General features: G+C 49.9%; 21 protein-coding genes. 10 read left to right on the forward strand and 11 right to left on the reverse strand.

Annotation, left to right across the window (positions count from 1 at the left end; translation table 11 throughout):
• Window positions 1–51: 51 nt before the first annotated feature.
• A complete protein-coding gene (locus BLD48_RS06120; protein WP_071499411.1) occupies window positions 52–1,422 on the reverse strand; it encodes a copper amine oxidase in 1,371 nt (456 codons plus the stop codon).
• A 355-nt stretch (window positions 1,423–1,777) separates the two neighbouring features.
• On the opposite strand from BLD48_RS06120, the gene BLD48_RS06125 reads away from it, so the two are divergent.
• The 5 genes from BLD48_RS06125 (at window position 1,778) to BLD48_RS06145 (ending at window position 6,777) form a co-directional block, all read left to right on the forward strand.
• Window positions 1,778–3,151, forward strand: a complete 1,374-nt coding sequence (locus tag BLD48_RS06125; RefSeq protein ID WP_071499412.1) for a PepSY-associated TM helix domain-containing protein — start codon at window positions 1,778–1,780, stop codon at window positions 3,149–3,151.
• Window positions 3,148–3,594, forward strand: coding sequence for a hypothetical protein (locus BLD48_RS06130; RefSeq protein WP_071499413.1), 447 nt, complete (start codon window positions 3,148–3,150; stop codon window positions 3,592–3,594). Before BLD48_RS06125 ends, BLD48_RS06130 begins: the two co-directional genes overlap by 4 nt.
• A gap of 172 nt (window positions 3,595–3,766) precedes the next feature.
• Window positions 3,767–5,140, forward strand: coding sequence for a copper amine oxidase (locus BLD48_RS06135; protein WP_071499414.1), 1,374 nt, complete (start codon window positions 3,767–3,769; stop codon window positions 5,138–5,140).
• Between the two features lie 72 nt (window positions 5,141–5,212).
• Window positions 5,213–5,764 (forward strand): copper resistance CopC family protein, encoded by a 552-nt coding sequence (locus BLD48_RS06140; protein WP_071499415.1) that lies wholly within the window; start codon window positions 5,213–5,215, stop codon window positions 5,762–5,764.
• Window positions 5,761–6,777 (forward strand): copper resistance D family protein, encoded by a 1,017-nt coding sequence (locus BLD48_RS06145; protein WP_071499416.1) that lies wholly within the window; start codon window positions 5,761–5,763, stop codon window positions 6,775–6,777. The genes BLD48_RS06140 and BLD48_RS06145 overlap by 4 nt, the downstream gene beginning before the upstream one ends.
• A 44-nt stretch (window positions 6,778–6,821) precedes the next feature.
• Here BLD48_RS06145 and BLD48_RS06150 read toward each other — a convergent pair whose 3' ends face one another.
• The 4 genes from BLD48_RS06150 to BLD48_RS06165 form a co-directional block, all read right to left on the reverse strand.
• Complete coding sequence (locus BLD48_RS06150) at window positions 6,822–8,612, reverse strand: acyltransferase family protein (RefSeq protein ID WP_071499417.1); 1,791 nt, start codon at window positions 8,610–8,612, stop codon at window positions 6,822–6,824.
• A 138-nt stretch (window positions 8,613–8,750) separates the two neighbouring features.
• On the reverse strand, window positions 8,751–10,112 hold the full coding sequence (locus BLD48_RS06155) for a sensor histidine kinase (protein WP_071499418.1): 1,362 nt from the start codon (window positions 10,110–10,112) through the stop codon (window positions 8,751–8,753).
• Window positions 10,109–10,753: a response regulator transcription factor gene (locus tag BLD48_RS06160; protein WP_369825749.1), complete on the reverse strand. Its 645-nt coding sequence runs from the start codon at window positions 10,751–10,753 to the stop codon at window positions 10,109–10,111. Before BLD48_RS06160 ends, BLD48_RS06155 begins: the two co-directional genes overlap by 4 nt.
• A gap of 28 nt (window positions 10,754–10,781) precedes the next feature.
• Window positions 10,782–11,348: a class I SAM-dependent methyltransferase gene (locus tag BLD48_RS06165; protein WP_071499419.1), complete on the reverse strand. Its 567-nt coding sequence runs from the start codon at window positions 11,346–11,348 to the stop codon at window positions 10,782–10,784.
• A 168-nt stretch (window positions 11,349–11,516) separates the two neighbouring features.
• Here BLD48_RS06165 and BLD48_RS06170 point away from each other — a divergent pair, with 168 nt between their 5' ends.
• The 3 genes from BLD48_RS06170 to BLD48_RS06180 are packed head-to-tail and all read left to right on the forward strand — an operon-like array spanning window position 11,517 to window position 13,944.
• Window positions 11,517–12,569, forward strand: a complete 1,053-nt coding sequence (locus BLD48_RS06170; protein WP_071499420.1) for a bifunctional transcriptional activator/DNA repair enzyme AdaA — start codon at window positions 11,517–11,519, stop codon at window positions 12,567–12,569.
• Window positions 12,566–13,618, forward strand: coding sequence for a DNA alkylation repair protein (locus BLD48_RS06175; protein ID WP_071499421.1), 1,053 nt, complete (start codon window positions 12,566–12,568; stop codon window positions 13,616–13,618). The genes BLD48_RS06170 and BLD48_RS06175 overlap by 4 nt, the downstream gene beginning before the upstream one ends.
• Entirely contained in the window at window positions 13,618–13,944 is a 327-nt protein-coding gene (locus tag BLD48_RS06180) for a hypothetical protein (protein ID WP_071499422.1), read from the forward strand. Before BLD48_RS06175 ends, BLD48_RS06180 begins: the two co-directional genes overlap by 1 nt.
• 205 nt (window positions 13,945–14,149) lie before the next feature.
• On the opposite strand, the gene BLD48_RS06185 is transcribed toward BLD48_RS06180, so the two are convergent.
• Both BLD48_RS06185 and BLD48_RS06190 read right to left on the reverse strand, forming a co-directional pair.
• Window positions 14,150–14,446 carry a hypothetical protein gene (locus BLD48_RS06185; RefSeq protein ID WP_071499423.1) on the reverse strand — a complete coding sequence of 99 codons (297 nt, stop codon included), beginning with the start codon at window positions 14,444–14,446 and terminating at the stop codon, window positions 14,150–14,152.
• Window positions 14,443–15,027: a DEAD/DEAH box helicase family protein gene (locus tag BLD48_RS06190; RefSeq protein ID WP_071499424.1), complete on the reverse strand. Its 585-nt coding sequence runs from the start codon at window positions 15,025–15,027 to the stop codon at window positions 14,443–14,445. The genes BLD48_RS06185 and BLD48_RS06190 overlap by 4 nt, the downstream gene beginning before the upstream one ends.
• Window positions 15,028–15,164: 137 nt before the next feature.
• On the opposite strand from BLD48_RS06190, the gene BLD48_RS06195 reads away from it, so the two are divergent.
• Window positions 15,165–15,689, forward strand: a complete 525-nt coding sequence (locus tag BLD48_RS06195; RefSeq protein WP_071499425.1) for an NUMOD4 domain-containing protein — start codon at window positions 15,165–15,167, stop codon at window positions 15,687–15,689.
• 63 nt (window positions 15,690–15,752) lie between these two features.
• On the opposite strand, the gene BLD48_RS16375 is transcribed toward BLD48_RS06195, so the two are convergent.
• The 3 genes from BLD48_RS16375 to BLD48_RS06210 all read right to left on the reverse strand — a co-directional run bounded on the left by BLD48_RS16375 (window position 15,753) and on the right by BLD48_RS06210 (window position 18,371).
• Window positions 15,753–16,283, reverse strand: a complete 531-nt coding sequence (locus tag BLD48_RS16375; protein ID WP_071499426.1) for a sunset domain-containing protein — start codon at window positions 16,281–16,283, stop codon at window positions 15,753–15,755.
• A gap of 126 nt (window positions 16,284–16,409) precedes the next feature.
• Complete coding sequence (locus BLD48_RS06205) at window positions 16,410–18,065, reverse strand: methyl-accepting chemotaxis protein (RefSeq protein ID WP_071499427.1); 1,656 nt, start codon at window positions 18,063–18,065, stop codon at window positions 16,410–16,412.
• A 117-nt stretch (window positions 18,066–18,182) separates the two neighbouring features.
• Window positions 18,183–18,371 (reverse strand): hypothetical protein, encoded by a 189-nt coding sequence (locus BLD48_RS06210; RefSeq protein WP_071499428.1) that lies wholly within the window; start codon window positions 18,369–18,371, stop codon window positions 18,183–18,185.
• Window positions 18,372–18,531: 160 nt separating this feature from the next.
• Here BLD48_RS06210 and BLD48_RS06215 point away from each other — a divergent pair, with 160 nt between their 5' ends.
• A complete protein-coding gene (locus tag BLD48_RS06215) occupies window positions 18,532–19,617 on the forward strand; it encodes a GGDEF domain-containing protein (protein ID WP_071499429.1) in 1,086 nt (361 codons plus the stop codon).
• Window positions 19,618–19,673: 56 nt separating this feature from the next.
• On the opposite strand, the gene BLD48_RS06220 is transcribed toward BLD48_RS06215, so the two are convergent.
• Complete coding sequence (locus BLD48_RS06220) at window positions 19,674–20,657, reverse strand: DNA/RNA non-specific endonuclease (RefSeq protein ID WP_071499430.1); 984 nt, start codon at window positions 20,655–20,657, stop codon at window positions 19,674–19,676.
• Window positions 20,658–20,750 lie beyond the last annotated feature (93 nt).

The raw sequence follows: 20,750 nt of genomic DNA on the forward strand, positions 1-20,750 counted from the left end.
ATGTCCCCCTCAGAAGTCGTTTCTGAGGGGGACATTTGTGATGATCCATTCTTATGCGTTTTGACGTTTACGTGCAAGCACGATTCCAGCTGCTCCGAGAGCAAGACCGAAGAGTGCGATTGCGCCAGTCGTTGCTGCTGTATTGTTGTCGCTCATGCCGCCGTTACCTGTGTTCGGCATTGATTCTGGTGTACCGTCCATGAACTTCTCTGGTGATTGTTTAACGATCGCTTCACCAAGGTTCGCACCGACGCCGTACATGTAAGCGTAAGACTCACGGAACGTATCAGCAGATCCTTTGTAGTCGCCTTCGACATACTGCATGAACGTATCTTGGACATATGTCTCATGACCAGAAACTGCTTCTTGTGCCGCTTTTGTCGGAAGGTTTTCTTCCGTTGCTGCGCCAAGGAAGGCACCGAAGTCATTTGAGAACATTTTGAGCATTTCTTGTGCGTCACCCATCAATTTCTTGTCGTCGTTGATCGCTGCTGTGACAAGGTTTGCTTGTGCTTCGATATGGTTTTTCGTCCAGACTTGCTCGAACTGATCCGCACCCGCTTGACCGTAAACGGATTTCATGGCCGCTTTGAAGTCCGCTGTGTGCATATCTTCCGCCCAGTTCGCTGCATCGTAGTCTTTCGCTTGATCGACGCCAGCCGTCATGCTGATGTTCGCAAGAGCGACGTGTTCAGCGGCGAGGCTGTTGAGTGTTGACCGGAGGTCAGCTGCTTTTGTGTCGGCTTTCGTGTTGTCAAACTTCTCAGGCATCTGTGTTGTGATTGCGACTGAGAGGGCTTTTGAGATATCATACATGCGGCTGTAGCCTTCGCGGAACGTGTTGTACGATCCTTCGTAGTCACCGGCTGCATATTGTTGGAATGTTTTGTAGACGTCTGCTTCATGCGTACGGAGGACTTCTTCCGCTGCTGCCTTCGGCAATTTACCTTCTGTTGCTGTATCTAAGAAACTCGAGAGGTCTTGGACGAACTCTTCCGTTTCCGCTTTTGACGCGTTGATGCCGTCTTGGTCGTCTGCTTTGACGGCCTTGACGAGATCTGTCGTGTATTTGTTATGGTCGACGAAGATTTTCTCGAACTGTTTCGCGCCTTCTTCACCGTAGACCGATGCGATCGCTGGTGTCATGTCGAGTGCGTTCTGTTTAAGTGCTGCTTCATAATACTTAGCATCTTTTGATCCGTCATATTGTTTTTTCATGTCCATGACGGCGAGCACGAAGTGCTCAGAAAGTAACTGGTCGAGTGTCGCACGAAGGTCAGCGGCTTTTGTGTTGACTGTGACGTTTTTCGCGCCGTCCTCATGTTTCATTTCATCTCCGCCACCAGAAGCGAATGCTGCCGTTCCTGGTAATACGAGTGCTGCTGCCATGGCTGTTGCTGCGAATTTTTTAGTATGTTTCATCTTGATATCATCCTCTCAAATTTGGGTGTATCTAACATGTATTTGGTAGTTGTTGTCTGTATCGTTCTGAACAGCATACGCCCCCGGATTCTAATTGGATTTAAAAAAGCTTAAAAAATATGAAATGATTTCAAAATCATTAAGTCGACTTGTAGGGAAAGTAAGTATTTTCCTATATAAGAGTGAAAAAACGATGTGGATTTTAATGGTGAAGTTACTTAATTAATACGTAGAGATATCACCAGATTGGCAAAAAATCGCCACAGTCCGAAGAATTTACAGATCTTGAAACCGCTTATACTTAATTGGTGTTCACGAGGTGGACATATTTTTGGGGGACAAAAGGGGGGATACGATGACAGAACGGAATCAAACTTCGAAAAAACAACGGAGTTGGTACCAGTCGATGTGGCGGTGGCATTTCTATGCAGGCATTATTTTTGCACCCATTTTTATCATACTTGCCGTCACGGGGTCGATTTACTTATTTAAACCACAAATTGAAGACAGGCTTTACAGCGAAATGGTATTTACAGAAGAGTCCGGAGAACGGGTTTCTTTAGAAAAACAAGTTCGGGCAGTCAACAAGAAGTATCCGGAAGCGACGGTCTCATCCATCGGACAATTCAAAGAAACCGATCGAACGACACGGATCGGTACGATGTTTGGTGAAGAAGCCGGATTTGTTTATGTCGATCCGTATACAGGGGAAGTCACCGGGAAACGGCTTGGTGAAGGTCCGCTTGGATTCATCAAGACAATCCATGGGGAATTGTTTGCCGGTAAAGTCGGGAACTTGCTCGTCGAACTTGCGGCAAGCTGGGCGATCATTCTATTGATTACCGGTACCTATCTGTTTTGGCCGCGTGGTGAACGAGGAAGTTTCAAACGGGTATTGTTCCCGTCCTTTCAAAAGAAAGACGGGAAACGGAACTTTTGGAAAGGACTTCATGGGTCGGTCGCGATCTGGTCGACGCTTGGACTTGTTCTGATCATTGGTTCCGGACTTGCCTGGTCGGGTGTCGCAGGAGAGTGGATCAATACAATCGCGACGAAAACGAATTCCAATTTCCCGCAATACGCGTATGGACCGGATGAGACTTTGACGTCGCAAGTAGTCACGAAAGACATCGCGGCGGATATTCCGTGGGCGACACAAAATGATGTCGTCCCAACTTCAGGTCCGGCTAAACCGATCCCGATAACCGTGTCAGAAGTGGACCGGGCAGCGACACAACGCGGCATCGTCAAGCCGTATCAAATCACACTCCCGCAAGGAGAACGGGGTGTCTATACGATCTCCTCCTTACATAGTAATCCGATGCAGGAGAAAACAATGCACTTTGATCAATATTCGGGTACAATCCTGTCGAGCGTGGCGTTTGCCGATTATGGATTGCTTGCGAAAATGATTTCGATGGGGATTGGTTTCCATGAAGGAAAACTGTTTGGTTTGTTGAATCAACTCGTTGGACTGGTGCTTTGTCTCGGTTTAATTTTCATCGTCTTCAGCTCAATTGTCTTATGGTGGAAACGCCGTAACGGAGCTGGCAAATTAACAGCACCGAAACGGACCGTCGACCGACGTGTTCAAAAAATCGTTGCCGGTTTGATTTTATTGATCAGTCTGACGATGCCGCTGGCCGCTCTATCGGTCATCATCATCATCGTGCTCGACTTCTTAATTTTTAATCGACGCCGTCATGACAAGGAGGAGCTTGCAGCATGAAACGACTGTTTATGACGAGTGTAGTAGTGAGTAGTGTTGTTTTCCTTGCCGGTTGCCAGTTTGAAACAAAAGCAGCATCTCCGATGATGAAGGTCGGACTTTATGCGCCAGAGAAAATTGCAGCCGATACGCGCACGACGGTCGCGGTTGAAGTTGAAAATCCGCAGGACATTGAGATCGTCCACGTGCAAGTCACGCCAATTGGAAGTGACGATACGGAGACGTTTGAAGCAGAAAACAAAGACGGTCATTATGTAAGTAGTATTCCGTTCAAAAAAGCAGGTGTGTATGTCGTCAACGGGATGGTCCATGTCGGCGATCAGGTCTATACGCCCAAGTCGCTGATTCAAGTCGGTGACGTCTCAGAAGCAGAACTGGAACAAGCACAAGCATACTATCACTCACAAGCACCAAAAACATCTGGTGGTCAGCATCATCATTAATCGCAAAACACCTCTTCCTGACGTGCGTCGGCAAGAGGTGTTTTTGGTAGGGTTCGCCCAAATATTTTCCTTATAAAAATATTTTAAATAAAAAATGTAAAAATCTAAAACTATTTGTGAACTGCTTACGTTATCTCTGTGTAGTCCAAAAAATCAAAGGGGTGTTCACAAGATGAAGATGAAAAAATCGTATCTCGCCGTTCCACTCAGTGCCGCATTATTGGTTCCAGCAGCAGGCGTCAGTGCCCATGGTCATGAAGATCACAGTAAGATGTCCCACAGTTCGGGTAAGGTTTCCCTTGATGTCTCGTCGCCGGCGTCGGATCTGCGAGCGACGCTTGATCAGCTTTTATCTGAACACGCGTATTTAGCGGTCGTCACGATGCAAAAAGGAATTGACGGAAAAGAAGATTTCGATCAGGCAGCAGGTGCCTTGAGTCAAAATACAGATGATCTTTCGGCCGCGGTCGGATCCGTTTACGGGGATGAAGCGGGCGAAGCGTTCAAGGAAATCTGGTCGAGCCATATCGGTTACTTCGTCGATTATGTCAAAGCGACGGGTGCCAAAGATGAGGACGCGAAACAAAAAGCCTTAAAAGAACTCGACGAATACCGCGTCGAACAAGCGGCCTTCCTCGACAAGGCAACAGAAGGCCGTCTGAAAGCAGCGGACTTAGAAGGTGGATTGAAAGTCCATATCACGCAACTGCTGACATCGTTTGACAGCTATGTCGCGGGCGACTATGACGCCACGTACAGCAACCTGCGTATCGCCATCGAGCATATGTATATGGTGGGTGAAGGATTGTCCGGTGCCATCGTCGATCAATACTCGGATAAATTCAAAAATACGAAAGTCGATACACCGGCAGCAGATCTCCGTGCCGGACTGAACCGAAACTTTTCAGAACACGCAGCGCTTGCGATTCTGACGATGCAAAAAGGAATTGACGGTGCGAAGGACTTTGACGCAGCGGCCGGTGCCTTGAACGAAAATACAGACGATCTGTCCGCTTCGATCGGGTCGGTGTACGGTAGCGAAGCCGCACAAGAGTTCAAGAAGATCTGGTCGAGCCACATCGGCTACTTCGTCGATTATGTCAAAGCAACAGGCGCGAAAGACGAGGAAGCACGCGACATGGCCGTTCAGGAACTGGATGAGTACCGCGTCGAACAAGCCGCCTTCCTCGATGCCGCAACGGAAGGACGCCTGAAGTCGAAAGACTTGGAAGAAGGACTCAAGGTCCACATCGATCAACTGTTACTGGCGTTCAACAGCTACAATGAAAAAGATTACGACAAAACGTACCCGGCGATCCGTGAAGCCTACGGTCACATGTACGGAGTCGGTGAAGGGACAGCGACAGCGATCGTCGATCAGTTCCCGGATAAATTCCAAGGCAGCCCGGCCGGAATGCCGAACACCGGTCTTGGTGGAGCAGCTGAAGCACAATCTTCAGCGGGAATCCTCTGGTCATTACTCGGAATCGCAGCCGCTTCGATCCTCGGATTCTTCGGACTTCGCGGACGTCGCTCACAACAATAATCGGACAACCGAACCCGCTGGAAACAGCGGGTCTTTTTCTACACATTTTGCTGAAATCAGGAGGAGATTGGCATGAAATGGTCCCTTGTATTCATCCTTGTTTTGTTATTCGTCCATCCCTTTTCAGTCGGAGCCCATACGACGCTGAAACAATCCAATCCGAAAGAAGGAGCGGTCCTGACCGAAAATCTGGAACGGATCCGCCTGACGTTTGATGCACCGATTGAAAAAACAAGCACACTCGAACTGAAAACGGCTCAAGGAGAAATCGTTACCCTGGAAAAACCGTTAATTATCGGCAACGAATTGAGTGCTGTCTTGAAACAGGAACTAGAAACTGGCACATATCGGATTGGCTGGAAATTGATTTCAGAAGACGGTCACCCGGTCGAAGGGACGATCCAATTTGAGATGACCCCGGAAACAGCGGTCACTGCGGAACCAAAAGTGGTCGAAGAAGCAGCAACAACAGTTGACACCGAACAGGCGAGCATTGTCCCGACGGAATCAGCGGAATCCTTTACACCGGGTGTGGTCCCGACTGTTTTACCGTGGTTGGTCGCAGGACTTGTACTGGCGATCATCGTGACGACGTTATTACTCCGCCGTCGTAAACGGTCATGATCGAAATCGTCAGCGAACTGCTCGTTTATCTGGGTGGGGCGTTTTGGGCGGGACGACTCGTTCTACTGTTTATCGCACCGGATAAAAAACCATCACTGGGTGCACTGGATGGACTGGCATTATTCGCATTGATCAGCATCGTCATCGGAACCAGTTTGCCGCTCGGACGGGTGTTCGTCTACTTCCGTCACGAACTGGACTTGCCGGTGCGAGACGCCTTACGGGCCAGTCTGTTTGACGTCCGGATTGGTCATTCTTTTTTGATTGTGTATTTTTCAGTACTGATGGCAACCATCATCTTATGTATAAAACGACTTGTCTTCACCAAACGGTGGCTGCTTGTTGGCTTGACGATTCCATTGTTTCTTGGAATTACGGGAACCAGTCATGCGGCAGCCAAACACGGCGTGCCGGGTCTGATGTTGCAAGCCGGTCATTTTAGTCTGATGGCGCTTTGGATTGGAGTGGTGTTCGTCGTCGGATGGGGTGCCCGGGATTTTAAAAACTGGTCTTCGTTTTTACGCTGGTTCAGTCCATTGGCGCAGGTGCTGTTTGTCGGTGTTGTCGTGACGGGCTTCTTTTTGATGCGTCCGAGTATACCAATCAGCGAATACCGAAATGTATGGAATCTGCCGTATGGGCAAGCGTTATTGCTGAAACACCTCTTGCTCATCCCGTTGCTCGGTTATGCCTTTATCAACGGAACGCTCGTCAAGCGACGTTTTCAGAAAACAGAACCGTTTGATCCGCGGCTGGGTCTGCGCTTCGAAAGTGTCATGATTTTTGGCGTATTTTTGGCCAGTGCGACACTCAGTAATTTAGAGCAGCCGGTCTTACCATTAATTGAAGCGGAAACGTTGTTGTGGTCAAACGGGCTTGTCCTTGCTCTTGGAATCAGTTCCGTCTTTCTGTTGGTGTTCACGTATCAAAAGCGATTGCCGCTGGTGCTCGGCTGCCTGTTCAGTCTGCTCGGTGTCAGCCTGCTCTACATCGGACTTGTTTATACGCTCTAAAACAGCCACTTTCTCGACTGACGGAGAATGGTGGCTGTGTTGTGTCATTTTGTTGTGGTCGCGCACCCGGTCGCTTTGGCGAGCAGTTTCGAGTAGGCACGGGCACCTTTGATGTTCAAGTGGACGCCGTCCTGTTCGAAGTACGACGGATGTTTGACGGCAACGGCATGCCAATCAATGAGCGACACCCGTTTGCGTTCAGCTGCTTGCTTCAGCATTGTGTTGACCTCTTGTTCCCACGGACGCGGCACCCGTGTCGTCACCAGGTACACCTGATCGGCATTGGCGAACCGGTCGAGTAATTCCTCTAACTGTTCGGGACGGAAACTGCCGTTTGTCCCGAGATGCAGGATGACTTGATGGTCGGTTTGATTGTACGCCGCATACTTCGTAATGAGCGGAATGGCGTCCCGAAGCTGGCGACCAAGCTTTGCATCAATCGTCACTTGTTGAAGCGTACTGCCGAGATAGTCCTCGACCCCGAGCAGAACCGAGTCACCGATGGCGAGCGTGGGGCGGCACATCGACCGTGTACGTTTCTCAGACACCGGGTTCGTCGGCTTTTTGACAAGTGCCGGTTTTGAATGCGGCGCCGCGACCTTCGGAATCGATTGTTGAGCCGGTTCATCCGACACGGCAAGAATCGATAAATTCCCGATGAAGCTGAGGAGAAGCAGACTGGCAAGGGAAACGGAAATCCACTTCGTCCGGGAAAACTGCCGGAAGGTCCGCGGGTGAATCTGAAATTGCCGGATGTATCCGAGGAGACCAAGCTGGCGGACCGGACGTTCGACGAATTGATAGGACAGTTCCGTCACGACGACCAGGATTAAGAGAATCCCGAGACTCCGGAGCCAGGAAAATGTTCCGATTTGTTCAATGGGCGTCATCAAGGTGATCAGTGGGAAATGCCATAAATAGAGTCCATACGACCGTTTACCGATGGCAATTAGCCACTGGGCTGCGAACAACCGGCTCCAAAAAGACGCCGGATGAGCAAGGACAGCAATCAGTAACGCCGCAAGGACAGCGACGAACACAAATCCGCCATAATACAGAAAACGACCGTACTCACTTGTCGCGAGCATCAGCAAAACAAGCACTGGGACAATCACGGCACCGGTCACGTTCAATAAGCGGACACCCCGTGACGGAATCTCTTTCTTAAACCGTTCCGGTCGCCAAGCAAAGGCAAGCAGACTGCCGATCAACAAGGCAAATAACCGGGTATCGGTCCCGTAGTAAACACGGCTTGGATCCGTACCCGGTGTAAACAGAATCGCCATCAGGAGTGCAGACAGTAGGGCAAGGAGTCCGATTCCCCGGAGCAACAGCCGTTTCGATGCGAACCCAAAACTGAGCACGATCGGGAATATGAAGTAAAACTGTTCTTCGATCGCAAGCGACCACAGGTTTTGAATCGGCGACGGTTTGCCGAACGATTCGAAATAAGAGACGTCATGGACGATATACCACCAGTTCGTCGTATACAACAGGGCAGCCACGCTATCCTGACGAAGCGAATGCAACAAGTCCCGTTCAAACAATGTGACATAACTGAGGACCAGAACAAGCAGGACGAACAGAGGCGGGAACAAGCGGCGGAACCGGTGCACCCAAAACCGTTTTAAGTCGATGCGACCGGTCTGTTGCCACTCACTGAGCAACAAGCCGGTAATCAAGTAACCCGACAGGACAAAAAACACATCGACGCCGAGGAATCCGCCGGTCAGCATGGGTACTGACAGATGGTACAAAATGACAGCAATGACAGCGAACGCGCGCAGACCATCGAGTCCGGGCATATATGTGGTCGAACGGTTTGATGATTTCATAAGTAAAAAAACTCCTTCATGACTGTGCCTAAAGAATGACATTCTCTAGTGTATCGAATTCCATTTCAAAAGGAGTGTCGAACCAGTAACAACCAAAAAGGATGAACTCATTTTTTTTGAGTCCATCCTGTACCGTCATCAATGTTTAAAAGCATCCGGCAAGACAATCGAGACGATAAACCGGTTTTGTTCCGACGTTAGTTGCATCGTCCCGTTGTGCCGGGCAACGATTTGTTCAATGATCGACAGACCAATGCCGGATCCACCATTGAACCGTGACATGTCGGACGTGACGAAAGGGGTTGCCAGTTCCGTGAGTTGATGAGGCGTCAAGGTCTCCGGGATGGCATTGGAGCAACGGAAGGTCAAGTGACCGCTTTCTTGGAGCACTTCAAACGACAAATCACCCGTTCCGTGAAGCGTCGCATTGCGCACAAGATTTTCGATTAAGCGCCGCAACAAGTTTGGATCAGCCTGAACAGTCAGATGAGCCGGTCCCGCGTATTGATAGGTCGTTTCCGGATGTTGTTCAGCGACCTGATGCAGGAGCGTCACGAAATCAAGTGACGTCACGTGCACCGGATAATCTTTATTCGACAGTTTCGCGAGCATGAACAGCTCTTCGATTCGTGAGGCAAGCGTCTCCGATTGCCGGCTGACGATTGCCAACACATCGGTCCGTTCCTGATCGGATAATGTCGTGTGGTGTTCAGACAACCACTGAACGAATCCTTGAATCGATGTCAACGGAGTCCGTAAGTCATGCGACAGACTGGTGATCAGGCGGAGTTGTTCCGTAAAACGTTCCCGCTCGTTTCGTCTGAGGACATCCAGTTCGTCGCCGACCCGTTCAATCGAATGGGCAAAGGCTTTAAACTCACGCGGACCTTTGACCGGACTCAGCGGACTGACGGCGTAGTCCGGTTCGACGAGCCGTTCGAGCCGTGTCTCGAGTTGGCGGAATAGACCGGCAATCCAGCGGGTCATGCCAAATAAAAATAAGATGAACAAGACCAATTGTAAAATGAAAAACGCCGTTGAATTACCGACCTGGTATTGATTCAGACGGGGCGTGACCGTTTCGATGGAAAGAAAATAACCGGGTGCACGTTCACCCAGGTTAATCGCCTGCATGTGGTGTAACGTCCGCACTTCCGATTCGTCAGACGGCTCCCGTTCATCCGGCGTTTGCACAGCTAATAATCGACTCGGGGTCATCGTCCGCGGAAAGTCGGGTGAGGCGTCGACCCGCGTCCCGTTGGACCGATAGACGGCCCACTCATAATCACCGTTCGGAGTCTGACCGGATTCGTACCGTTTGATATCGCGTTCGACCCGCTGCGTGATGTCCTGTTCCGTCGGATAATAATAACGGGGAACGTTTTTTGTTCCGAGCGGGAGTTGGCTTGCGATCAACCAGGCCAATACTGTACTCAGAAATGCTGCGGCCAACAACAGGACCGTCATCCAGGAGGTCAGTTTGAAGCGGAAACGTCTCATGGTTCGACCTTATAGCCGACGCCCCAAACGGTTTGGATGTGACGCGGCTCTTTCGGCACGTCCTCGATTTTTTCCCGTAATTTATGAATCAGGACCATGACGGCATTAGTCGCAGAACCGAGCGCTTCCTCCTGCCAAATCCGTTCGTACAATTCATCAGCTGAAAAAACGCGACGCGGATGATTCAATAAAAGCGCCAGGCAGTCAAACTCCCGGCGTGTCAATGCTAAGGGAGTCGTTTCTTTTAAGATGACCCGCTCTTCCTGACGTAAGGTGAAGGGACCGACTTGCAGGCTGCTTGCCGATAGCGGCACTTGATACTGGGCAACCCGGCGGAGCATCGCCTTGATCCGGGCGATGACTTCGAGCGGATTAAACGGTTTCCCGATGTAGTCATCGGCACCGAACGTCAACCCTTGGATTTTATCGAGATCCTCCTGTTTTGCCGTCAGCATCAGGACCGGGAAGGTATAGTTCGCTTGCCGGACGGCTTGGACGGTCGAAAAGCCGTCCCGGACCGGCATCATGACATCAAGGACCATCAGGTCGATCGACTGTTGCTGAACAAGCTCAAGGGCCTCTTCGCCGTTTGCGGCTTCGAGATCAGATAATTTTCGTTTTGGAGATACAGTCGCAACAATTGCCGGATATCGGCTTCATCATCGACGATTAAAATCGTGGGCACGGCAGTTCCTCCTTTTGGACACCTTCGAAGACATAGGCAGGCGGCATGTTTTGCAGTGTGTAGGAATAACTGTGCTCAAAGAAATACCGGCGGAATGTCTTGAAATGGAGTTTGGTATATTGAAAGGCGATGAAATGACCGCCTGGTTGCAACAGGGTCTGGAAGGTTTCGAGTAACTCATGGCGTAACGGCAGCGGGAACGATGCGAACGGTAAACCGCTGACCAGAACACCGGCCTGATGATGCCAGTCTTTGGGACAGTTTTGGATGTCGCCGATAAATAGTTCGACGTTCGTCTCATCAGCTAACAGCTTCACCAAGACTTCTTGAAACACCGGATTTTGTTCACAAATCAATAAAGTCGTTTCCGGGTGCCGCGCGCGCAATAAGGCTTGGGTAATCGCGCCGTCACCGGCACCGACTTCGACGATGACGGCTGGTCGATCAGCGACCGCCCGCTGCGCCATCATGTTCGCTAACCGGGAACTGCTTGGGGCAATCGCGCCAATCGTTTTCGGTGATTGGATGGCTTCTTTCAAAAAATCAAACATGCGAAACCTACTTTCTTCTTGAAGTATACCATCGATGATACAGGGCATATCTTTCACAAACAGGAGAGTTTTCTTAAGTTTGTCTTAAGAAAAGATCGATGCCTGATTTTCGGCGACATGCAGGGTGGTAAACTCGGTATACTGAGGAAAAGAAGGGGAGGGCATAAGATGAATACCTTACCGGAAACGGATTATTATGCAGCACTCGTCCGCCGCGACAGCTCGTACGAAGGGACGTTTTTTGTCGGGGTCAAGACGACGGGAATCTTTTGCCGGCCGACGTGCCCCGCACGGAAACCGAAGCAGGAGAACTGCGAATTTTTTGAGACGGCAAAAGAGGCGTTACTTGCCTCCTACCGTCCGTGTTTACGCTGTAAACCACTGGCTTATCCCGGTGACAGTGACGTCATCAGCCGATTGATTGCCGCCGTCGAGGCGAATCCGGAGAAACGGTTCAAAGATGCCGACTTCCGTGAACTGGGACTCGATGCCTCGACCGCCCGGCGTCAGTTCAAAAAACGGTTCGGGATGACGTTCGTCGAATATGCCCGGTCCCGTCGAATGGGACTGGCGATGAAAGAAATCCGGAAAGGGCAACCGGTCATCGAGGCCCAACTGGCGAGCGGCTACGAATCGAGCAGCGGCTTTCGGGATGCGTTTGCCCGCATCATGGGCGAGACACCGAAACGGTGGGATGGAACTTACCTTCAGGCGAAGTGGCTCGATACGCCACTCGGACCGATGCTTGCGATTGCCGATGAACAAGGACTGCACTTACTGGAGTTCGTGGACCGCCGGGGGCTGGAACGGGAAGTCGAACGCCTGCGGCTCGCAGCCCGCGCCGTCATCATTCCCGGTGAAACACCGGTGTTTGAGCAGGTGACGGCTGAACTGGAGGCGTACTTTGCGGGAACGCTTGACCGGTTCGAGGTCCCGCTCGTCCTGTACGGGACGCCGTTTCAGAGACAGGTCTGGGAACAGTTGCAACAAATTCCTGCGGGTGAGACGATTTCCTATCAGGAACTCGCCGTCCGCGTCGGGAATCCGGCAGCCGTCCGTGCTGTCGCCCGGGCAAACGGCGCCAACCAACTGGCACTGATCATTCCGTGTCACCGGGTCATCCGCTTGACGGGCGATCTCGGTGGATATGCCGGCGGCTTGGCACGAAAAGCGGCCTTATTAAAATTAGAACGGACGAAGAGAGGATTGAATCATGTATGAGTTTGATTAAAGATGTGTTTACACCAGACTGGTTGAATCGATTGGGGGAAGCGGTGCAGGCGCCGGACTTTAGAGACATCGTTCAACAAGGTGACTGGGAGGAGCTGGCGTTTAAGCAACGGGTCCGCCGGATTGCGACAGAACTCAACCGTTATTTACCGGCTGACTTTGAGCAAGCGGCAACGCACCTCGAAACGATTGCCCCGGAATTTCCGGGACTGCCGGGCATCGTTTTTCCGGACTACATCGAAGTTTATGCGCCGAGTGATGCCTGGGACCGGGCAATGTTAGCACTGGAACGGTTGACTCGGCACTCGACGTCGGAGTTTGCCGTCCGGCGGTTTCTGCTCGAAGATCAAGAGCGGTTTTTAGAGGTGGCGACGCGGTGGAGTCAGTCGAGTGACGAGCACGTCCGGCGCTTGGCATCAGAAGGAACCCGTCCGCGCCTACCGTGGGGACAACGGATTCCGGCGTTGATTGCTGATCCACGCCCGGTCCTGCCGATTTTAGATGACTTGTTGCAGGACGAGGCGCTTTACGTCCGCAAAAGTGTCGCCAATCAGTTAAACGATATCGCGAAGACCCATCCGGAACTCGTCATCGAACGGTTGGAACAACTCGGGACCCATCCGCATACGGACTGGATTTTACGGCATGCCTCACGGACACTCCTGAAACAAGGACATCCGGAAGTCTTGAAGGCGTTTGGTCTCGTCACGCGGGGGACGGTGACGGTCGACGAACTGACAGTGACACCCACATTGCCGATTGGCGGGGAACTGACGTTTACATTTACCCTCGCGACAACCGAACCGCAAATCCTCAGAATCGAATATGCGATCGACTATGTCAAACAGCGGGGGACGAGTCAAAAAGTTTTTCGGATCAGCGAACGGCAGGTCCGTGACAAGGAGACCTTTACGAAACGGCAGTCATTCCGGAATTTGACGACGCGGGTCCACTATTCGGGTACGCACCAATTAACGATTTTAATTAACGGAGAAGCCTATGCGACGGCGACATTTGTCGTTACGGAGGAGGAAACATGATGACCGGTCGACATCCTGACTTTACGACGTCCCGCTTGTATATTGAGGCAGCAGATACGACGGACGGTTGTGTCTGGACATTACAGACACGGGACAAACAACAGATTGCAACGATTCAGTTCAGCGGTCGGCAACTCAGCTATGACGCAATCGATCCGACCGACCGAGCCGGATACATCCAAGAAGCGTTGACGGTCATCCTTGCGTATCTCGCCCGGACGTTGTTATTGCCGTTCGTGACGGGACAGGACGGAGAAGCAGAGGTTTGGCTCCGAAATGGCTTTTATGCTGACGGATTGGTCTTTCGTCGTGACTTGACGCATTAAAGAACGCAAAAAAAGAATCGTCTTTTCTCCACTCGCTTTTCTCAGGCGGAACGCAAGCCGAGGTCGTCCGAGGATGACCGGGTCTCGAAGCACGCTTCCTTTTCCTGTAGAAGTCGAGTGGAGTCGACGATTCTTTTGAGTAGGAAAAAATAAAACCGTCTGTTCAGAAAACAAGCTTCTGAACAGACGGTTTTTCGTGTTTGGATTACGGTTCTGACATGCCGTTTGCGAGCAACAACAAAAAAGTGATGACCGATAACGACAGCAAAAAGGCAATGTTCGCAAGTAGGCTGAACCATTTGACGTAGTTATTGCTTGAGCGGAGACCAAGCACCAGCGAAACGATATACCCGAGTCCGACCAAGATGTTGAGACCGATCGGCACCCACAGGCTCAGATTCGGGAAAAACCGTCCACTCAGTAAATAGGACGTCAACATGTTAAACAGCAGCAAACCGAGCGTCAAGAAAACCGGAAAATACGTTTGCTTGGACCGCATCATCGTTCGACCAGATTCGTTGACCAGTTGAAGTGTCGGCAAATCGTCTCGGCACTTTCGCCGGCTGAACGGCCCTCGGTATCGAGCCGTAAATAATTCAGATACGGCAACTCTCCCGGGAGTGAGTGCGTCCGGTACTGTTCAGCGGTTTCAAGCAAGTTGGCTTCCGACGCAACGATGTCCCGTTTCGTGAACTTATGGAGTAAGCGGTTTTCCGTCTGATTCCGGGCAAGACGGGTGGACAGTTCAGCTTCCAGTTCAACGATGAAGACTTCGGCACCGGCCTCTTCAAACAATTGAACGGTCTCTTCGATGAATTCGATGCCGCCGTCTTCGACGCCAAACAGGCACAAAAATGTAAAGATCACTCCTTCGAGATCACTGACGGCCATTTCCTTGAACATCTCCCGCCGGATCAAGTCCTTCAGCTTATGATGTGCCGGTTTTGTAAAGTCAAAGTACGGATGCAACAAGTCGATCGTCTGATGGTTGTGGAATAATTTCATGCCCGTTTTTTGTTCGAGTTCCTGACCAATCGTCATTTTGCCGACAGCTTGCGGACCGAGTAGCATGACAAACTTCATCCCTGACACCTCTTCCTTTTTTTGTTAATACTAGCACAGAAAAACAGAGTGTTCATATTAGAACATTTGTTCGTTAAATGATATAATGACAGTAGGAAATGTTGTCGTTTTAGGACCGAATGGAGGTCATTGACTATATGGAACATTGGAAGTCGGTACAGGGCTATGAAGGCATGTATCAAGTCTCGACATCAGGAAATGTCCGGTCGCTCGACCGGATCATCGAGACGAGTCGTGGTGTTAAACAACGGCGGCAAGGTGTTGTATTGCGCCCACGGATCAATCAAGAAGGTTACCGAAAAGTGACGTTGTACAAACAAGGACGCGGGGAACGGTTTTATGTCGCCGAGCTCGTCGTCAAAGCGTTTCTCGATTCGGAGGCCACGCATGACCGGATTATTCGGGCGGACGGTGATCGCGTAAACGATCAGATTGATAATCTGACCGTTAAACCGTCAACGACTCAGGCGTATGCGTCGCTCCTCGACGAATTCGACCTGTTATTGACGCAACACATCGAATTGTCGCCGCGGCAGATCCGGGACATTCGGCGTCGCTATCAAACCGGGCTTTCGATTCGCCGGTTGGCGTTGACCTATCAGGTGACGGAAAATCGGATTCGCAACATCATCGATAAGAAGGAAGCCCAGTATATTAGTTGAATAATCAGTAAAGAGCAAACTCTAAATTGGAGTTTGCTCTTTATTGTATACACTGAGTGCAAATTAAATTTTAGACTTTCTATAGCCTGCACTACGAGCTGCACTCTCTGTGCAAAAAGTTTCTTCAGGTTCTGTCTTTTCATAAAATCTTTGATTTGGAAGGTGATAAATTTTTTCACCAGAACTAGAGACGTTTCCACGTATATTCAGGCATGCTGTAGCATCAGCTTTCGCTTTGGCATCAGCTTTCGCTTTGGCATCATCTTCATCTGCTTTCTCTTTGGCATCAGCTTTCGCTTTGGCGTCAGCTTTCGCTTTGGCGTCAGCTTTCGCTTTAGCGTCCGCTTTCGCTTTGGTGTCAGCATCATCTTTTGATTTAGATTCCGTATCAGCTTTTTCCTTATCATCTGCGTCTACTTTTTTTTCGATGCTAGACTTTGAACTTTCATTTTTGTACTCATTGTCTTTATCAGAATCAGTCCCTATGAAAGCTCCGCAAGCCCCTAACAAAATTAAAATAATAAAGATTAAGCATCCACACCCGCAACATCCACGTTTCTTCTTTTTCTCGTCTTTTGATGTAGTTTCATCCATTACATGAAAATCTCCTTAAATTTAAAATAATATCCAAAATATTATAAGGGATTTCATATTTGTAAGTAAATACAATTATTTTCAAAATAAAATCATTTTTCATTAGGATTATAAATCATATTTAGTTTAATCATTATGTCCGACAATCGTCCGGTTGAGGGACTCGATTTGTTCGCCGATGATATGACCATGCGACTTTAGTTCACGTTGTCGTTCGCTGTTCGCTTGAATATTGGTTTCAAGAGCCTGACTGTAGGTAGTCAATTCCAGCAAAATCGTCTGAATCAGCTGGAAATGTTCCCGGATTCGCGGTTGCAACGAATGGACCAGTGTCCGGTCCGTCTCGACCTGAACGAGTGAGGCTTCAATCAGTTGAGCATTATGCAGAACGGAAACCATCTGTCGAGTGCTTTGTTCAAGCTGTTTGTGGGTCGTCTCGATTTGTGTCGTCATCTGCAAGACATCTTGTTCGATCTGCCCGATGCTGGCCGTCAAATCGCGATTGGCTTGATTGATCTGATCGATGCTCCGTTTGATATCGAGCGCAAGCGATTCGACTTCTTTGGCGACGATGACGAAACCGCGGCCTTCTTCGCCGGCGCGGGTTGCTTCGATCAAGGCGTTGAGCGATAAGCGTCGTGTCGCTTCCGCTACTTGTTGGATGTAACGGATCGATGCGTTCATTTGCTGATTGCGTACCGTTGCGTCTTCAAGCGAGTGTGACGTCTTCGACGACAAAGTTTGCAGCAACGTCGTATCTTGTTGCAACGACTCAAGGATTTGATGACTGGACGTTGCTGCGTCATTAAAGGTGATGACCCGTTGGTGACTGGTCTGAATCGATTGATCCATCGTCGCGAGTGCATCGATCGAGGTCGTAAGGGATCGGCTCGATTCTTCGACAATCTGCTCCATCTGAGTCGACTGGTCCGTCAAAGACGTCGCCACCTGATGAACGGCAAGGACGGATGCATCAATCGAGTCGAGCTGTGCGGAAAAACCGGGTTGCGTCGCTTCGAGTCGTTCGCTCGCAATCGCGATTTCTTGCGTTAAGGTTCCGACTTGCTGCATCAGTTGATTGTATTGATGGGTCAGTTGCTGTAATTCAAAGGTCGTCGAGTGGATCTGGATCGGTTGATAGGTTCGTCTCGCATAGGCCTCCTCGATTTTTAACGAGAGGACGGACAAGGGCGCCAGTTGTTTTTTGATACGGGCGCGGATCAACAGGCTGACGAAACACAGGACGATGATTCCGAGCACACCGAGTTTCAAGGCGAGTGCCTTAGCAGGCGCGACCAATCGTGCTTGATCGACCGATAAAAACAACACATCATTGACTTCTGGAATCGACATGGCGAGAACGAATCGATCGTTACTCGTAAACGTCATCACGCGTGTTTTCTTCAATTGTTGCGTGACGTCTTTTTTCTGTTTCGTCGTCAACGCTAACGGCTGGATGGCTACGTTTTTTGTCGCTAACGACTGGATGGCCGCATCATAGTCGTCGCGTGCCATATCTGCGAGTTGCTGATTCTTCAAACGTTTGATGGCGCGTGTCCGCTCCTGTTCGTCTTCCGGATAGGCTAAGTAGATCGAACGGATATTGGCATCAAGCATCGTCATCTCCCGTTCGAGCCGTTCACTGACGGACTTCGTCGAGGTCCGGTATAACTCTTCGACACTTAGTGCGCTGATCACTAAGAGCCCCGCCGCGACGATCGGGATCAACCAGTTATTCAATTGTTGGGCGAGCAGTCTTTTTTTCTCTGTAGGTTGCTTCATCAGTCTCATCTCCTCCATTCTTCCTATCGGAAAGTGAAGGGGTAGATTGTATGAAGAAACCGTAGTGTTCTTGTAAAGGTTTGCTACACAAAAAAAGACATCCGAGGATGTCTGGTGTCAGCTTGCATGTGGTAAGTAAGACGAGACGAAACTTGTTGTCATCATCTGTAACACCTGCCGGGTTTCTTCTTTTGGCTCGGACGTGACATAGATGATCAAAGCGGCAACGACGATGACAAAAACTACAATGGCGAGAATAATAAAGAACGGCATCTTACTCTTACGTTTTTCTTCTTTCATGTCCATTATAATAATCCCCCTTATCCAAAATAGGCAAAGCCTGTATGGAATGTTTCCCTCATCAAAAAAATGGAAACCTCTGGCATGGTCAAAACAGGAAGTAAACGATCCGATAAAGAACTATACAGAGTAGGGAGTTTGTCAGACGAAGGGATGTCCGTATATCATGTTGAGTCAGTTTAATCAGTTTCTGTTGAATTTTTCATTGTTGATTACATCACTCTTGTTTGCCTTTTTACCGCTCCGGCACATCAAACGGATTTCACCGACGTCTCCGATTCGGATTCGGCTGATTGTTGGAGTGATTGCCGGTTTGATCAGTGTATTACTTGTCCTGAACAGCGTCACCTATGACGGGGCAAAAGTTGATTTACGACTCGTCGCCCTCGTGACCGCCTTTTATTACGGAGGGTGGGTCAGTGGTGGTATCACGATGGTCGCAATCATTGGGGCACGTTTCATCATCACACCACCGGGCGCTTATGAAGGGTTGATTTTAACGGCTCTGATTTGTAGCGCTTTACTCGTCACGGCGAGCGTTTACCGTCGCTTTGCGTCCCATACGCTCAAAGACTATTTGATTTTGATTGTGATTGGGATCGGTTATAGCCTACCGGCACTCTATTTATTAACAGAAACATTCACTCGGTTTCTCGAAATTTCACTCGTCTATATCATCTTCATTCTTCTTGGAGGCTATGTCACGTATCGTTTCCTACAGGAGCTACGGAAACATTTCCAGTTCGTTCAGATGCAACAGGAGCTTGCCTTGACGGACGGTCTGACGAATCTTGCGAACCGGCGTAAACTCGACGAGACCCTTGCGTCTTATGACAAAGATGGTTTTGCCTTTTCCGTCTTGATCGTCGACATCGACTTTTTTAAGTCGGTCAATGATACATATGGCCATGACGGGGGTGACGTCGTCTTACGTCAATTGAGTCATCTGCTCGAACACTGTTGTCCGGATCAGGCGATGGTCGGTCGTTACGGTGGAGAAGAGTTTGTCTTGTTATTGCCGGATATTACGCTCAAAGAAGCCGTCCGGCTCGGTGAAACGATTCGCTCGGCGTGTGCGGATCAACATTTCGTCTTCAGCACGTATCCGGCATTCCATGTCACGTTATCGATCGGGGCGGCCTCGTCGGATCAAGGCGAGACATCGTTTGAAGTCGTCCAAAAGGCAGATCAGTCCCTTTATCAAGCGAAACAGACGGGACGGAACAAGGTGGTCGGCTACAGCGAAGAATAATCCAACACAAACAGGCGGGCTCCTCGGAGTCCGCCTGTTTGTGTTGAGTCTATCAATTATTCGCCGACCATCCCATCCTGGTCATTGTCCCGCATGTGGGAGTACAGCCAATGGTCATCCGTAATCGGCATGCGGAAACCGGCGTCTTTTGCCTCTTGGATCGTGACTTGTCCGTTGCCGTTGGTGTCGACGGTCGAGACATCCCCCTCGCCGCTATTGACGTTTGGCTCAGTCTTCGGCTCGACTGCTTGTTTAGGTGTGCTGTCCTTTTCTTCTGTCAAACCGAGTGCCGCATTCACTTCATCCGGATTCACGTTGTCGAAGTCATCGGCGATGACGTTCCCTTTTAACGTATACGTATAGTGATAGTGCGACGGGATTTGTGTTTTCGTGTCGGGATAGGTGATGACAGCTTCAAAATCCGTCACGTCACCGGCTTGGCGAATACTGTTCTCCATGTAGGCTTGATCCCCGTGCCGGTTGAGCGTACTGTCTTGCGGGGTGATGTTATAGGCGTTCGAGACACCGCCAAGTGAATCGGCGATGATGTGTCCCTCGTCTAACTGAGCATCTTCAACACCCGGGACTTTTGCTTCGTCCGAATAGTAACGGCCGGATGGCGTCATTTTCTCTGAATCATGTTGTAAGGTGATTTCTTTGGCGACGACTTTGACGAGTTGGGCGTGTTCGTTCGTAAACGCCCAATACTTCCGGTCACCGAATCCGATATCAACGACGACGTTTGGCTCCCGGTTTCCCGACAGATCACCCCCGTCGACATTGATCTGTTTGTAACCGGAGAACAGGGCTTTATTAGAAAAAGGAGCTGTTGGTTCTGCGGATTTTGTGTCAGCCTTCTTTGAGGGAGCGGAGTCTTCCGGGTCCGTTTCTTTTTGAACAGGTTCAGCCTTTTCGGGTGCTTCCTTCTGGACAGTCTGTTGCTCGACTTTCGGCTCTTGCGAAGCTGATTCTTCCGTCGCGCATCCCGTTAACAGAAGAGCGGCCAGTGGTAAAGTGAAGTATGTAAGTGTGTGTTTCATTATTCGACTCCTTTTCCGTGACATACTCGTTCATTCTAGGAATCTTTGCGTTCGAATACAAGGTGATTTTAAATAATTAACCAAATTAAATAT

Source organism: Exiguobacterium sp. KRL4 (assembly GCF_001870785.1).
Lineage (GTDB): Bacteria > Bacillota > Bacilli > Exiguobacteriales > Exiguobacteriaceae > Exiguobacterium_A.

Excerpts from the sequence above, each read along its gene's own strand:
- BLD48_RS06120 (WP_071499411.1), bottom strand. The coding sequence starts at position 1,422 with ATGAAACATACTAAAAAATTCGCAGCAACAGCCATGGCAGCAGCACTC.
- BLD48_RS06125 (WP_071499412.1), top strand. The coding sequence starts at position 1,778 with ATGACAGAACGGAATCAAACTTCGAAAAAACAACGGAGTTGGTACCAG.
- BLD48_RS06130 (WP_071499413.1), top strand. The coding sequence starts at position 3,148 with ATGAAACGACTGTTTATGACGAGTGTAGTAGTGAGTAGTGTTGTTTTC.
- BLD48_RS06135 (WP_071499414.1), top strand. The coding sequence starts at position 3,767 with ATGAAGATGAAAAAATCGTATCTCGCCGTTCCACTCAGTGCCGCATTA.
- BLD48_RS06140 (WP_071499415.1), top strand. The coding sequence starts at position 5,213 with ATGAAATGGTCCCTTGTATTCATCCTTGTTTTGTTATTCGTCCATCCC.
- BLD48_RS06145 (WP_071499416.1), top strand. The coding sequence starts at position 5,761 with ATGATCGAAATCGTCAGCGAACTGCTCGTTTATCTGGGTGGGGCGTTT.
- BLD48_RS06150 (WP_071499417.1), bottom strand. The coding sequence starts at position 8,612 with ATGAAATCATCAAACCGTTCGACCACATATATGCCCGGACTCGATGGT.
- BLD48_RS06155 (WP_071499418.1), bottom strand. The coding sequence starts at position 10,112 with ATGAGACGTTTCCGCTTCAAACTGACCTCCTGGATGACGGTCCTGTTG.
- BLD48_RS06165 (WP_071499419.1), bottom strand. The coding sequence starts at position 11,348 with ATGTTTGATTTTTTGAAAGAAGCCATCCAATCACCGAAAACGATTGGC.
- BLD48_RS06170 (WP_071499420.1), top strand. The coding sequence starts at position 11,517 with ATGAATACCTTACCGGAAACGGATTATTATGCAGCACTCGTCCGCCGC.
- BLD48_RS06175 (WP_071499421.1), top strand. The coding sequence starts at position 12,566 with ATGAGTTTGATTAAAGATGTGTTTACACCAGACTGGTTGAATCGATTG.
- BLD48_RS06180 (WP_071499422.1), top strand. The coding sequence starts at position 13,618 with ATGACCGGTCGACATCCTGACTTTACGACGTCCCGCTTGTATATTGAG.
- BLD48_RS06185 (WP_071499423.1), bottom strand. The coding sequence starts at position 14,446 with ATGATGCGGTCCAAGCAAACGTATTTTCCGGTTTTCTTGACGCTCGGT.
- BLD48_RS06190 (WP_071499424.1), bottom strand. The coding sequence starts at position 15,027 with ATGAAGTTTGTCATGCTACTCGGTCCGCAAGCTGTCGGCAAAATGACG.
- BLD48_RS06195 (WP_071499425.1), top strand. The coding sequence starts at position 15,165 with ATGGAACATTGGAAGTCGGTACAGGGCTATGAAGGCATGTATCAAGTC.
- BLD48_RS16375 (WP_071499426.1), bottom strand. The coding sequence starts at position 16,283 with ATGGATGAAACTACATCAAAAGACGAGAAAAAGAAGAAACGTGGATGT.
- BLD48_RS06205 (WP_071499427.1), bottom strand. The coding sequence starts at position 18,065 with ATGAAGCAACCTACAGAGAAAAAAAGACTGCTCGCCCAACAATTGAAT.
- BLD48_RS06210 (WP_071499428.1), bottom strand. The coding sequence starts at position 18,371 with ATGGACATGAAAGAAGAAAAACGTAAGAGTAAGATGCCGTTCTTTATT.
- BLD48_RS06215 (WP_071499429.1), top strand. The coding sequence starts at position 18,532 with ATGTTGAGTCAGTTTAATCAGTTTCTGTTGAATTTTTCATTGTTGATT.
- BLD48_RS06220 (WP_071499430.1), bottom strand. The coding sequence starts at position 20,657 with ATGAAACACACACTTACATACTTCACTTTACCACTGGCCGCTCTTCTG.